Annotated in this window: 11 protein-coding genes and 1 other RNA gene; 8 read left to right on the top strand and 4 right to left on the bottom strand. The window is 44.1% G+C overall.

Annotation, left to right across the window (positions count from 1 at the left end):
• Window positions 1–94 precede the first annotated feature (94 nt).
• From FR932_RS13605 to FR932_RS13590, 4 genes are all read right to left on the bottom strand, one after another.
• Window positions 95–712 (bottom strand): 5-formyltetrahydrofolate cyclo-ligase, encoded by a 618-nt coding sequence (locus FR932_RS13605; RefSeq protein WP_019441447.1) that lies wholly within the window; start codon window positions 710–712, stop codon window positions 95–97.
• Window positions 713–781: 69 nt separating this feature from the next.
• Window positions 782–966: non-coding RNA, 6S RNA (ssrS, locus tag FR932_RS13600), on the bottom strand.
• A 4-nt stretch (window positions 967–970) separates the two neighbouring features.
• A complete protein-coding gene (gene zapA / locus FR932_RS13595; RefSeq protein ID WP_019441448.1) occupies window positions 971–1,291 on the bottom strand; it encodes a cell division protein ZapA in 321 nt (106 codons plus the stop codon).
• Window positions 1,292–1,601: 310 nt separating this feature from the next.
• Entirely contained in the window at window positions 1,602–2,522 is a 921-nt protein-coding gene (locus FR932_RS13590) for a DMT family transporter (RefSeq protein WP_019441449.1), read from the bottom strand.
• A gap of 141 nt (window positions 2,523–2,663) precedes the next feature.
• Between FR932_RS13590 and FR932_RS13585 the strand changes: the two genes are divergently transcribed.
• From FR932_RS13585 to gcvP, 8 genes are all read left to right on the top strand, one after another.
• Window positions 2,664–3,578, top strand: coding sequence for a LysR family transcriptional regulator (locus FR932_RS13585; RefSeq protein WP_019441450.1), 915 nt, complete (start codon window positions 2,664–2,666; stop codon window positions 3,576–3,578).
• 146 nt (window positions 3,579–3,724) lie between these two features.
• Entirely contained in the window at window positions 3,725–4,291 is a 567-nt protein-coding gene (locus FR932_RS13580) for a UPF0149 family protein (RefSeq protein ID WP_019441451.1), read from the top strand.
• A gap of 176 nt (window positions 4,292–4,467) precedes the next feature.
• Complete coding sequence (locus FR932_RS13575; protein ID WP_019441453.1) at window positions 4,468–5,250, top strand: tetratricopeptide repeat protein; 783 nt, start codon at window positions 4,468–4,470, stop codon at window positions 5,248–5,250.
• A gap of 257 nt (window positions 5,251–5,507) precedes the next feature.
• Window positions 5,508–6,713: a 2-octaprenyl-6-methoxyphenyl hydroxylase gene (gene ubiH, locus FR932_RS13570; protein WP_019441454.1), complete on the top strand. Its 1,206-nt coding sequence runs from the start codon at window positions 5,508–5,510 to the stop codon at window positions 6,711–6,713.
• Window positions 6,714–6,749: 36 nt separating this feature from the next.
• Window positions 6,750–7,967 (top strand): FAD-dependent 2-octaprenylphenol hydroxylase, encoded by a 1,218-nt coding sequence (locus tag FR932_RS13565; RefSeq protein ID WP_019441455.1) that lies wholly within the window; start codon window positions 6,750–6,752, stop codon window positions 7,965–7,967.
• 474 nt (window positions 7,968–8,441) lie between these two features.
• Window positions 8,442–9,536, top strand: coding sequence for a glycine cleavage system aminomethyltransferase GcvT (gcvT, locus tag FR932_RS13560; protein ID WP_019441456.1), 1,095 nt, complete (start codon window positions 8,442–8,444; stop codon window positions 9,534–9,536).
• Window positions 9,537–9,599: 63 nt separating this feature from the next.
• The gene (gene gcvH / locus FR932_RS13555; RefSeq protein ID WP_019441457.1) at window positions 9,600–9,986 is read left to right on the top strand and encodes a glycine cleavage system protein GcvH; all 387 of its coding nucleotides are present in this window, start codon (window positions 9,600–9,602) and stop codon (window positions 9,984–9,986) included.
• A gap of 92 nt (window positions 9,987–10,078) precedes the next feature.
• On the top strand, window positions 10,079–12,985 hold the full coding sequence (gcvP, locus tag FR932_RS13550; protein WP_019441458.1) for an aminomethyl-transferring glycine dehydrogenase: 2,907 nt from the start codon (window positions 10,079–10,081) through the stop codon (window positions 12,983–12,985).
• The last annotated feature ends 81 nt before the right edge of the window (window positions 12,986–13,066 follow it).

Here is a 13,066-nt window from a genome sequence, read left to right as displayed (position 1 = left end):
GTATGTCGCGTGATCGTGTTGTATTACGTATTGATTATACCCAAACGGCCTGAAGATACTAGCGTATCGTCAGGGTTATATGGGCGATATATGGCTAACTAAATTGCAATGTTCTTGACGGGGTGATGATTTCTTTAATCGGCATATCCCACGGCGCAATCGGTAAATTAGCATGTTGCTGGCAGTCGTGAGCCAAACCTAATACGTAGGGCGGTTGTTGACCATTACGCACAAATTGATGCTGAGAAAAGGTGCGATCGTAATAACCCCCGCCCATGCCCAAACGATTACCGGCTAAATCAAAAGCCACTAACGGACTGCACACCAGATCTAATTCAAGATAAGGGATCACGTTGGTCACATTTAATCGTGGTTCACTAATACCGTACTTGTTTTTAACTAAAGGGGTCGTCGCGGTGAGTCGGGTAAACAATAATTGTTTGTGACTAAACGGATGTAAAATAGGAATGTAGACTTGTTTGCCTTGTTGCCAACACCAGTCGATAACGGCTTGGGTATCGAGTTCGCCATCATTATGTAAATAAATAGCAATGTGTTGAGCAGCTTGCACTTGGATATGCTGGCTAAATTGACGAACAAGATCATGACCGGCCTGTTGTTGCTGCAAGGTTGAAAGTTGCTGGCGGCGCTGGCGTATTTGTTGTCTTATTTGGCTGCGATTGGTTGTTAGTACGTGTGTTATATCAGGCATAAATTGGATCCCATACTCGTCAATATCGGTGATGGATATTGCAATCATGGAGTGATGTTAACACAAGAAGAGGGCCCCAGGGTGCGGCTACAAGGTTTAGTCCTGAACCAGAAGGTTCAGGTTGGCTATTCAAGCTGTTGCCTCAGGCTTCTCAGTACGAGCTGAGCTTGCACAATAGCAACAGGAATGAAAGCCTATAAAGTGTGATTATCGGCTCAGGGACATAACCCGCATACCAATCACCCCAGGGTTATTTGGTTATACTATCGACGTTTCGCTATCAACTTTATTATTGACTAACGCGCGCTCAATTGTATCTTGTAACAATTGGATACGGTCATCGACTGTATTAGTATATTCTGTTGTTTTATGACGTTCTTGGCGAAGCTCATGACAAAAATTAAGTGCGGCCATTACAGCTAAATGCTCTAAATTTTTGATATTGGTCTTCGACCGTATTTCTTCTAACTTAGTATTTAGCACAGCTGCTGTTTGATGAAGTTCATCAACTTCTTCAGTCGGACTACCTACTTTAAAGTGGCGACCCAAGATTGCAATATCAACCGCAGTTGTACTCATGGCTATACTCTAAGTTATCTGGCTACAAGGGCTATATCAAGCACCTCGGCTGATACGTCTGAACTGACTATATCTCGCAATAGTGAGCATTGCAAGGGGTTATCTAATTGAAATTTTTAGTTGCGGATCGAGATTAATCAAGTTGCCCATAAATCCAACAGCTTAGTATTACTTTCGGGTTTAGGTATCGATTAATCGGTATAAAATACGGGGATTTACAGGCTAAAAGTCAACATTGGGGTTAACTATTTTACTCTAATTTACCGGGGGATTTGACCGCCATCACAGGAAAGATAGCGGTCGTCATTACTTAGGCTGTGACGCCGACAGTGTCAGCTGCGGTTTCCGTTGCCAGTGGCTTGTGGTGCGCTTGTTTAGCAATTCGTTTATTTTTCGCTTCTACTTTTGCTAACCACAATAACGGCAGAATAATAAAGGCAGTACCAATCGCCATGCCAATATCAGGGATTTCATCAAACCAGATAAGGCCAACAACCACAGCGCCTATTAGACCACTGTATTCAGCACTGGCGATTTTGCTGGCTTCACCAGAACGATAAGCGACCACACAAAAACCTGCATAGATAAGGATAAACAAGGTTGAACCCGCTGCGGTTAATAGCGGTGCAAAATCCCACGGTTTTCCTTCCCATACAGCAAGCCCTAATGATGCTGGCATACCAACTACATTAGTCAGCAGTAATGTTTGAAATACCGTTTGGTGTTTTGGTAGTTTACGGATCAATAAATTATTCGCTGCTAAGGTAAAAGCAACAACAAGCGCTGCCATGGCTGCCCAATCGATCTCGGTCGGACGGATCACGATCAATACACCGATAAAGCCTAATACGCCTGCGGTAATAGACGGCACGGTAAGTTTTTCTTGGAACCACAGCATCGCCATTGGCAACATGATGAGTGGGGCCGCGTAAAAGATCGCATTCGCAGTCGCGAGTGGCATTGCATTGATTGAGTAAACCATGAACACCGCGCCGAGTAGCCAAATATGCCCGCGTACCGCATGCCATTTAAGGCCATTAACCAAACTCTTTCTGCTGCTGGTTAAGCAAAATGGGATAAGCAGTAATACGGCCGTGAGCTGTCGGAAAAACACAAATTGATAAACGGCCGCATCATCTGATAATGTCTTAATTAAAGCATCAGAAAAAACAGCGATTACGTTACCAATAATTAGCAAGGTCATTGCTAAACCGACAGTCATTTGGGGCATGGTATGTTCCTACCTATATAAAGTATACACAGCAAACAAGGCTGTATAATTGAAAAGACAAAGTGTGATGTGTGTAGCATATTCGAAAACCTATGATGAAGTATAATGATAAATATATTTTTAGTATGAGCTGAGCTAATAATGAAACTTCCCCCGTTACGCGCCTTACAATGTTTTGAAGCGGTTGCGCGTTTTAATAGTTTTTCTAAAGCCGCCGATCAACTCAATATCACCCAAAGTGCGGTGAGTCATCAGGTACGTCAGTTGGAAGAATATCTCGGCGAATCAATGTTTAACCGTAAAGGTCGTACCTTGTCGCTGACTGACATGGGCGAGCGTTATTATGAAGAAGTCAGCCAATCGATGGCGAATATATCCAACGCCAGTCAGCAGATCCGTGAGGGTAAATCGGGCAAGATCCGTTTAGCCTTATACAGTTCATTAGCGGTGAAATGGTTGATCCCACGCTTAGATAGTTTACGTCAGCAATACCCTGAGATTGAGTTGTCGTTGAATATGGTGGCGGATGAACCAGACTGCAGCGATCAAGTGGCAGATTGCTTTATTACTGTGTACCCGCCGAAACGTAACTTTGTGAGTCAGCTGCTCTATGCCGAGCGGTTATATCCGGTGTGTGGCAAGAAGATCTGGCAGCAGATCCAAGATAAATCCTTGCCTGAGGCGTTGTGGGAATATCCGTTATTGTCGGTGCAGTCGGTGTTTCCCAATAGTGCGTTAGGTGAAGATTGGCAACGCTGGTGCGAGTTAGGTGGATTTACCTTGCCAAAAACCGTGAAGATGAACTACTTCAGCCATATGTTAATGGCGGCTGAAGCGGCACGTTATGATCAGGGCATCACCTTGGTGAACCATTACTTAATGAACGATCAAGACCGCCAGCATAACTTTGTGCGTATTCCGATGCACGAGATCTTAACCGGTGATAGTTTTTACTTTGTTTATAAAAAATCCCGCGCCAAGCAAACTGATATCGTCAAGCTTGGGCGTTGGCTCAAACAGCAATGTTATGATCAAGACCAACACGGCTGCGAATAATATCTTTGTGATCACCAGGCTATCGCTAGCGATTAAGGATTAGGCACTGCAAGGTGGGCCTTGTTTGGCTATGGTCTTGATCTGGGTGAAATGCTAATATGTTCTCCATTATTCTAAATACATTAATCAATTGGTAAGGTCCTCACATGGATAAAGTTAAACTTCCTCTTTTTGCTGACGTAAACGCGCAGCTACAACAAAGCGATTTATTAGTGAACCCTGCCGATGTGCACGGTGTGATCTGTGGTTTATTATGTGGCGGCGTAAAGCTAGACAACAAAGCATGGTTAGTCCCGTTTGACGAACTCATTAACGAAGGTCTAGGTATCCCTGACTCACTACAGCCAATCTTAGCGGATGTATACAGCAGCAGTGAAGCAGCATTAAAGGACATGACATTAGGTTTTGAATTGTTGTTACCTGACATGGACCAAGCGTTAGAGATCCGTATGGAAGCATTAGCAGAATGGGTTCAAGGTTTCCTTGGCGGTTTTGGTATGGTGCATTCAACAGAAACCAAAGCCAGCGATGATGTGAAAGAACTGATTGCTGACTTTGCCAGTATTGCGCAAATGGACGTAGATACAGATGACGACAGTAATGAAGCGGAAGAAGCTTTTTACGAGATCGTTGAATACGTGCGTATGGGCGCGACTTATTGCTTCAACGAATTAAGCGATGGTGATATCCCTGCGGTACCTGTACTGCACTAGTACGACATAAGTACTGCATTAATGCGATAAAAGATGATTTATCGCAAGCGCAACATTGCCTTAGCTCGCTATGATAATGTTGCGCATATTGGCTTTACCGGAATGGAAATTAATCGCTGGATGGCGATATCTAACTTAAACAGTTAGCATTAAATGAATAGGACAAGGAGTGTTTTATGTCTTTAATAAACAAATTAACGGCGCAGTGGAATCATAAATCAAAAGCCGCTGCACCTGTCGTTTGGCCTGAATCTGCATTTACCGCTGAGCAACATGCCGCGCGTAATAAGCAATTTAGTCAGACTTACCATGCTTATACTAATCCACAGCAAGCCTTTGAGTTTTGTCGAGCACAAGCCGATGAAGGTGTGGTTTTGGCGCTATATTTATTGGCGTTGCAGTATGAGCAAGGTGATGGCCAGCAAACCTATTTAAGCCAAGCGTTAAGTTGTTACCAACGCGCTGGCGATTGTGGCCACCCAGAGTCATTATTTAATCTGGCGCTGTTGTATTTACAAGGGAATTTACCAGGGCAAGGACCGCAGGGTAAACCTAATGCGGTATTGGCGTTTAGCTATTTTGAGCAAGCTGCCACACTCGGGTTAGTACAGGCGCAGTATAATCTCGCCAGTATGTTGGATCAGGGGGCGGGTTGTTTTCAAGATCAAAGCAAAGCGTTTGACTGGTACAACAAAGCTGCTGAGCAAGGTTATACCCAAGCATGGCAGAACATTGCGGTGATGTATTACCGTGGTGAAGGCGTTGAAGCCGATAAATTAAAGGCGTACGCGTGGACATTATTAGCGGCAAAGGCCGGTGTCGACGAGGCTATCGCCGCAGAACCAGAGATGACACAAGCGTTAAACTCGACCGAGATCTTGGTGGGTAAAGCGCAGTTTGATCACTTACAACAAGGCTTTTTAGCTTATTTACCAATAGAAACCCGATTCGAAGGCTGATGCTGTAATTATATAAACTTTGCCGCATATAGATTAAAGACGCTGCCACGCCATGAACCCATCCCTGGGGGCTTGGGGCTGGCATCCATGCCAGCAACAGGCAGCTTTCTTTAATCGATATGCTAATAATGGTGAGCCTAGCTACTTATCTTAGCTATTTGCCTTAGTTATGTATGTTAATACGGTTTTATTGTTCGGGTTTGTTGGCTTTGTTATAGTGTCATCGTTTTTAATTTCAATAACTTGTTAGGATCGAAATGTCAGTGGTTGAATATGATATTGCAATTGTAGGCGCCGGTATGGTCGGTGCAACACTTGCACACGCGGTAAGCCAAATACAACACCAAGATGGTCGTCAATTATCCATCGCGTTAATTGATGCCAATCCACCAACGACCAGTAACCACCCTGGTTTTGATGCGCGGGTGATTGCTTTATCGTATGGCTCACAACAGATCTTAAATCAGTTTAAGCTGTGGCATAAGATCGCCCCGACAGCGACAGCGATTGAACATATTCATGTATCCGATCGTGGCCATTGGGGATTCACCCGTCTGGATCACAGCGAATATAACTTGCCTGCACTAGGGCAGGTGATCGAGCTGCAAACCGCGGGACATATTTTCCAACAAGATCTTGCTAACATGGACAATATTAACTGGTATTGCCCGAATCAATTAGTCAGCTTAGATCGCCACATTACGCATACCGATCTTACCTTGGATGACGGTCAGCAAATACGTTGTAAGTTATTAATCGGTGCCGACGGTAACAACTCTATGGTACGTCAGTTAACGAACGTGCCTATTGAAGTGACCGACTTTGAACAAACGGCGATCATTGCCAATGTCACCACCAGTAAATTGCACGAAGGCAAAGCTTTTGAGCGCTTTACCGATACTGGTCCATTAGCCTTATTGCCGATGACAGAGCAACGCAGTTCTTTAGTCTGGTCAGTGCGTAGCGATGAAGTTGATGCGATCATGGCCTTAAATGATAAAGATTTCTTAGCGCGTTTACAGCAGCGTTTTGGTTACCGTTTAGGGAAATTTACCAAAACTGGCCAGCGTTTTTCATATCCGTTGCTATTAACAGAAGCGTTAGAACCAACCCAACATCGCAGTGTGGTGATTGGTAATGCGGCGCATGCACTACACCCGATTGCGGGTCAGGGTTATAACCTGGGCTTACGTGATGTGGCGGTATTGCATCATCAAATTGAACAAGCCTTTTTAAACGATCAAGATGTCGGCAATCAAGCCGTCACTAAAGGTTATTGGCATAAGCGTCAAGGCGATCATCAGAAAACGATTTGGATGACGACCTCATTAGCGACCTTGTTTGCTAATGACTACGCGCCGCTGGTGGCTGGTCGTAATCTCGCCCTACATACTATGGGCTACAAACCAGAATATAAACGCGCACTGGCACGTCAAGCACTTGGCGCGTTCAAGCTATTTTAACTATTTAAGACCTTAAAATTAGAGTCAGGATATTATATGCAATCTTATGATATTGCGGTTGTTGGCGGTGGCATGGTTGGACTTGCTTTTGCTGCAGCGTTAAAGGAAACCACCCTTAAGATCGTGGTTATCGAAGGTAATGCACCGGATCGCGAATTAGGTGAATCACCAGAATTACGCGTCAGTGCACTGAGCCGTGCGAGCCAAAACATACTGAAAAATGTTGATGCGTGGACTGGTATCGTAAGCCGTCGCCATCAAGCTTATGGCGCAATGCAAGTGTGGGATCGTAACGGCTTTGGCCAGATCGATTTCGACGGCGATGCGTTAATGACAGATACCTTAGGTCACTTAGTTGAAAACAAAGTGATCCAGTTAGCACTGTTAGAACAAATAGAAAAAGCCAGTAACATTACCTTATTAACCGATACACGTATTAGTAAGTTAAGCCGTGGCGATGACGCTGCTTGTTTAACCCTAGACGGTCAAGAACCTGTGTACGCGAAACTGATCGTCGGTGCTGATGGTGCTAATTCATGGACCCGTTCACAAGTGGATATTCCACTGACGACATGGGATTATAATCACCATGCGATCGTGGCCAATATCCGCACTGTGGAACCGCATCAATCTTGTGCGCGTCAGATCTTTAATCCAGAAGGGCCATTAGCTTTCTTACCTTTGTGGCAACCGGATCTGTGTTCTATCGTGTGGTCATTACCACCCGAGCGTGCCACTGAACTGCTCGCTATGGACGAAAGCGAATTCAACAAGCAATTGACCGTGGCGTTTGATGGCCGTTTAGGTTTGTGTAAAGTGGAAGGCCAACGTCAGGCATTTCCACTTAGGATGCGTTATGCCCGTAGTTTTGCCAGTGATCGTGTGGCGTTAATTGGCGATGCTGCACATACCATTCACCCGTTAGCAGGGCAGGGTGTTAACCTTGGTTTGTTAGATGCGGCGAGTTTGGCACAATGTGTATTAGAAAATCACCTTGCCAATAAAGACATTGGTAGCCATGCGCACTTGCGTAAATTTGAACGCTGGCGTAAAGCTGAAGCAGCGGTGATGATCTCAAGCATGGAAGGGTTAAAACGTTTATTCAGTGGCGGCCATCCCGCGAAACGCATTTTCCGCGATATTGGCTTAACCTTATCGAATACATTACCGGGGTTAAAGTTAAGCTTTATTAAACGGGCGATGGGGTTGGAAGGTGAGTTACCTGATCTTGCTAAATCAGACAGTAGTCGTTAAGCTGATCACACTAAACCCTGAAAATAGTGTAATTAATCAGCCTGATTAATCGCACTATTGATGAGAATAACTAATGTAAACACCCTGTTTGCATTAGTTATAATAATGTTACGTGCTGCTGTTTTTATCATCTTAATAGCTTAATCATTGTTAATATAGCCAATAATCGATAAATCTAGCTGCCTTCAATGCATTTTTTGTGATCTACAACGTCATTATCCCCCTCAAATAACTTTTCTCGCTATTTAAGTGTTAGCCTCCTCGGCATTATTATTTTGTTAACCATTAGATTTTCTATTCTTTAAATAATTTTTAACGAATGCTATCTAGGGGTATAATAAAATCATTGTCATGTAATAGGCTTTACATGACCGTTTTATATAAAGCCTTATATAGGACTTTATCTAAAGCAAAAAGCAATTTTACTTGATCCCAAAGTCTTGATTAATAACTGTCAATTAAAGGAATTATAGAATGGCTCAACAAACAGTACTGTTCCCGAAGCACGTAGAAGCAGGGGCAAAAATGGTGGACTTTCATGGTTGGGATATGCCAATCAATTACGGTTCCCAGATTGCTGAACATAATGCTGTACGCGAAGATGCGGGTATGTTCGATGTGTCACACATGACCATCGTTGATATTAAAGGCTCTGATGCAAAGTCGTTCTTACGTTATTTACTTGCCAACGATGTGGCAAAATTAACTGTTTCTGGTAAAGCACTTTATACCGGAATGTTACAACAAGATGGTGGGGTTATTGATGACCTTATCGTTTACTTCTTCAATGATGAATACTACCGTTTAGTGGTTAACTCAGCGACCCGTGTTAAAGATTTAGCCTGGATCAACAAACAAGCTGCAGATTTCTCTGTTGCTGTTACTGAGTTACCTGAACTCGCAATGATTGCGGTTCAAGGCCCTAAAGCGAAAGAAAAAGCTGCAACCGTTTTCACAGCCGAGCAAAACGCCGCTGTTGAAGGCATGAAGCCATTCTTTGGTGTACAAGCGGGTAGTTTGTTTATTGCTACAACGGGTTATACCGGTGAAGCAGGTTATGAAATCGTTGTGCCACAAGACCAAGCTTGCGATTTATGGCAGCAACTTGTGGACGCAGGTGTTCAACCAGCAGGACTAGGCGCACGTGATACACTACGCTTAGAAGCTGGCATGAACCTTTATGGTTTAGATATGGATGAAACCGTATCACCGCTAGCCGCTAATATGGGCTGGACGATTGCTTGGGAACCACAAGAACGTGACTTTATTGGTCGCGCTGCACTTACTGCTCAAAAAGCAGCAGGTACAGATAAACTTGTTGGTTTGGTTCTGGAAGCTAAAGGTATTTTACGTACTGGTCAAAAAGTCGTATTTACTAACGCTGCAGGCGAAGCATGTGAAGGCGTTATCACTAGTGGTAGCTTCTCACCAACGTTAGGTTACAGCATTGCATTTGCACGTGTTCCAGCATCAATCGGCGAAACAGCTGAAGTTGAAATGCGTAAGAAGTTTGTACCAGTTGCAGTGACTAAACCCGCGTTTGTTCGTAATGGTAAAAAACTGGTTTAACTTATTTAGTGCTACCAAATAAAAACATAATCATTTAAGTATAAGACAAAAGGAATTTCAACAATGAGCAATATCCCAGCTGAACTAAAATATGCAACTTCACATGAATGGGTTCGTCGAGAAGAAGACGGTACATTTACTGTTGGTATTACTGAACATGCCCAAGGCTTACTTGGTGACATGGTATTCATCGATTTACCTGATGTTGGTGATGAAGTTGAAGCCGGCGAAGATTGTGCTGTAGGCGAATCTGTTAAAGCTGCTTCAGACATCTACGCACCGATTTCTGGTGAAGTTGTTGCAATCAATGAAGAGCTTGAAGATTCTCCAGAGCTAGTTAACTCGGATGCATTCGGCGAAGGCTGGTTGTTCCGCGTTAAAGCGTCTGACGAAAGCCAACTAGAAGCGTTACTTGACGCTGCTGGTTATGCAGAATCAATCGAAGACTAATTGTTGTTGAAACCCTGAGCTTGCCTCGGGGTTTTTTTTAATTTTGTAAACGCTATTTTTATTTTGTAATAGTAAAATATACAGGGAATTGCATGAAAACCCATACCCCACTTGCCCAGTTAGAGCAGAATGATAACTTCGCCCGTCGCCACATTGGCCCTTGCAGCGAAGAAACTAAAGCAATGTTAACGAAAGTTGGCGCTGACTCTTTAGAAGACCTTATCCAACAAACTGTACCTAGTTCAATCTTATTGGCAGAAGACGTTGTTGCTGGCCATCAGTTATCTGAAGTTGCCGCACTGCAAGAATTAAAAGCCATCGCAGCGAAGAACACAGTCAACAAAAGCTACATTGGTATGGGCTATTACGGTACAAACGTGCCGAATGTTATCCTCCGTAACGTATTCGAAAATCCAGGCTGGTACACGGCTTATACGCCTTACCAACCAGAAATTGCACAAGGTCGTTTAGAAGCGCTACTTAACTTCCAAACTATGACTTGTGACTTAACAGGCATGGACCTAGCAAGCGCATCACTACTTGACGAAGCAACAGCAGCAGCTGAAGCAATGGCAATGTGTAAGCGTGTTTCTAAAAACAAAAAATGTGATAACTTCTTTATCGCCGACAGCGTACACCCACAAGTAGCTGACGTGATGATCGAACGTGCGGAGCACTTCGGTTTCACTATTCTTCGCGGCCCTGCAGAAACAGCGCCCGAGCATGACTTGTTTGGTGCGGTACTTCAGTACCCAGGTACTAACGGTGACGTTACAGATATCAGCGACATTATTGCTGCTATCCAAGCGAAAAAAGGTGTTGTTGCAGTTGGCTCTGATTTATTAGCACTAACCCGTATTAAATCACCGGCAGAACTTGGCGCAGACATGGCGTTTGGTAGTTCACAACGCTTTGGTGTACCTATGGGTTATGGCGGTCCACACGCGGCGTTCTTCGCAAGCTGTGACAAACATAAGCGTTCTATGCCAGGTCGTATCATTGGTGTTTCTAAAGACACCCATGGTAAACCCGCATTACGTATGGCAATGCAAACGCGCGAACAACACATTCGCCGTGAAAAAGCGAACTCAAACATCTGTACTGCACAGGTATTATTAGCGAATATGGCTGGTTTCTACGCAACATATCACGGCCCTCAAGGCCTAAAAGATATTGCTAAGCGTGTTAACCGTTTCACTGACTTATTAGCAGCTGGTGTTGTTAAAGGCGGTCTAAGCCTAGTGAACAATACTTGGTTTGATACCATTACAGTGAAACTTGATAACGAGTTACTGGACAATAAAGAGAAAGTTGTGACACGCGCATTAGCGGCTGGCATCAACTTCCGTCTGGATACTGATCACCAAGTGGGTATCAGCATCGATGAAACGATCACCCAAGCTGATCTGGCAACATTATTCGACGTACTACTTGGTGATAACCACGGTATCTCGATTGATGCACTAGAAGCTGAACTGGCTGCAACAGGTAGCACGTCTATCCCAGCATCAGTTGAACGTGAATCAGAGTTCCTAACACACCCAGTATTTAACTCTCATCATTCAGAAACAGAAATGATGCGTTATATTAAATCTCTGGAAAATAAAGATTTAGCCCTTAACCATTCAATGATTTCATTAGGCTCTTGCACAATGAAACTCAATGCAGTTGCAGAAATGATCCCAGTAACATGGCCTGAATTCAGCAACATGCACCCGTTCTGCCCAGCAGATCAAGCGGTTGGTTATAAAGTGATGATTGACTTGTTAGAAGACTGGTTAGTGACTATCACTGGTTACGATTCAATTTGTATGCAACCTAACTCGGGTGCTCAAGGCGAATACGCTGGTCTATTAGCAATTCACAAATACCATGAGTCTCGTGGCGATTCACACCGTAACATCTGTCTGATCCCTAGCTCTGCGCACGGTACTAACCCTGCATCAGCGCAAATGGCGGGTCTGAAAGTTGTGGTAACTAAGTGTGATGAAAACGGTAACGTTGACGTTGCAGACTTACGTGAAAAAGCGGAAGAGCTGAAAGACAACCTTTCTTGCATCATGATCACGTACCCATCGACACACGGTGTATACGAAGAAACGATCAAAGAAATCTGTCAAATCATTCATGACAACGGCGGCCAAGTTTACATGGACGGCGCGAACATGAACGCACAGGTAGGTCTTACTTCACCTGGTTCTATGGGCTCTGACGTTTCTCACCTGAATTTACATAAAACATTCGCTATCCCACACGGTGGCGGTGGTCCAGGTATGGGTCCTATCGGCGTTAAAGCGCATTTAGCACCATTTGTTGCTGGTCACTCAGTAGCAGACACAGGTAAAGAAAGCCGTAACAACGGTGCGGTATCTGCTGCACAGTTCGGTAGCGCAAGCATCTTGCCTATTACGTGGATGTACATCAACATGTTGGGTACAGATGGCCTGAAAGCGTCTACACAGACAGCTATCTTAAACGCTAACTACCTAGCTCAAAACTTAGACCCACTGTTCCCAGTGCTTTATAAAGGCCGTAATGATCGTGTTGCGCACGAGTGCATCATTGATTTACGCCCACTTAAAGAAGCAACGGGTATCAGCGAGTCTGATGTGGCTAAACGTCTAATGGATTATGGTTTCCACGCGCCAACAATGAGCTTCCCAGTTGCGGGTACGCTGATGATTGAGCCGACTGAATCAGAATCTAAAGCTGAATTAGATCGCTTCATTGAAGCAATGACAGGCATCCGTGCTGAGATAGCTAAAGTTGAATCGGGTGAGTGGACTGCAGAACAAAGCCCACTACATAACGCACCACACACACTGGCTGATATTGTTGACGCTAACTGGGATCGTGCTTATGACCGTGAAACTGCGGTTTACCCTGCACCTTACGTGAAGAAAGACAAGTTCTGGCCTAAAGTAAACCGCATCGATGATGTGTATGGCGACCGTAACTTATTCTGCTCATGCCCACCAATTGAAGCGTATAACGACTAATTTTGGTTGTAGCGGTGCATTAAAAAAATAGACAAAGGTATTAAAAAATAGACAAACTAATGTTTGTCTATTTTTTTGTCT

The organism is Moritella marina ATCC 15381 (assembly GCF_008931805.1).
In the GTDB taxonomy this organism is placed as follows: Bacteria; Pseudomonadota; Gammaproteobacteria; order Enterobacterales; family Moritellaceae; genus Moritella; species Moritella marina.
The sequence above is the reverse complement of the archived record's forward strand: the minus strand, read 5'-3'. Positions and strand labels throughout refer to the sequence as shown.

Coding starts and splice junctions, on each gene's coding strand:
- FR932_RS13605 (WP_019441447.1), bottom strand. CDS start 712: ATGCCTGATATAACACACGTACTAACAACCAATCGCAGCCAAATAAGA.
- zapA (WP_019441448.1), bottom strand. CDS start 1,291: ATGAGTACAACTGCGGTTGATATTGCAATCTTGGGTCGCCACTTTAAA.
- FR932_RS13590 (WP_019441449.1), bottom strand. CDS start 2,522: ATGCCCCAAATGACTGTCGGTTTAGCAATGACCTTGCTAATTATTGGT.
- FR932_RS13585 (WP_019441450.1), top strand. CDS start 2,664: ATGAAACTTCCCCCGTTACGCGCCTTACAATGTTTTGAAGCGGTTGCG.
- FR932_RS13580 (WP_019441451.1), top strand. CDS start 3,725: ATGGATAAAGTTAAACTTCCTCTTTTTGCTGACGTAAACGCGCAGCTA.
- FR932_RS13575 (WP_019441453.1), top strand. CDS start 4,468: ATGTCTTTAATAAACAAATTAACGGCGCAGTGGAATCATAAATCAAAA.
- ubiH (WP_019441454.1), top strand. CDS start 5,508: ATGTCAGTGGTTGAATATGATATTGCAATTGTAGGCGCCGGTATGGTC.
- FR932_RS13565 (WP_019441455.1), top strand. CDS start 6,750: ATGCAATCTTATGATATTGCGGTTGTTGGCGGTGGCATGGTTGGACTT.
- gcvT (WP_019441456.1), top strand. CDS start 8,442: ATGGCTCAACAAACAGTACTGTTCCCGAAGCACGTAGAAGCAGGGGCA.
- gcvH (WP_019441457.1), top strand. CDS start 9,600: ATGAGCAATATCCCAGCTGAACTAAAATATGCAACTTCACATGAATGG.
- gcvP (WP_019441458.1), top strand. CDS start 10,079: ATGAAAACCCATACCCCACTTGCCCAGTTAGAGCAGAATGATAACTTC.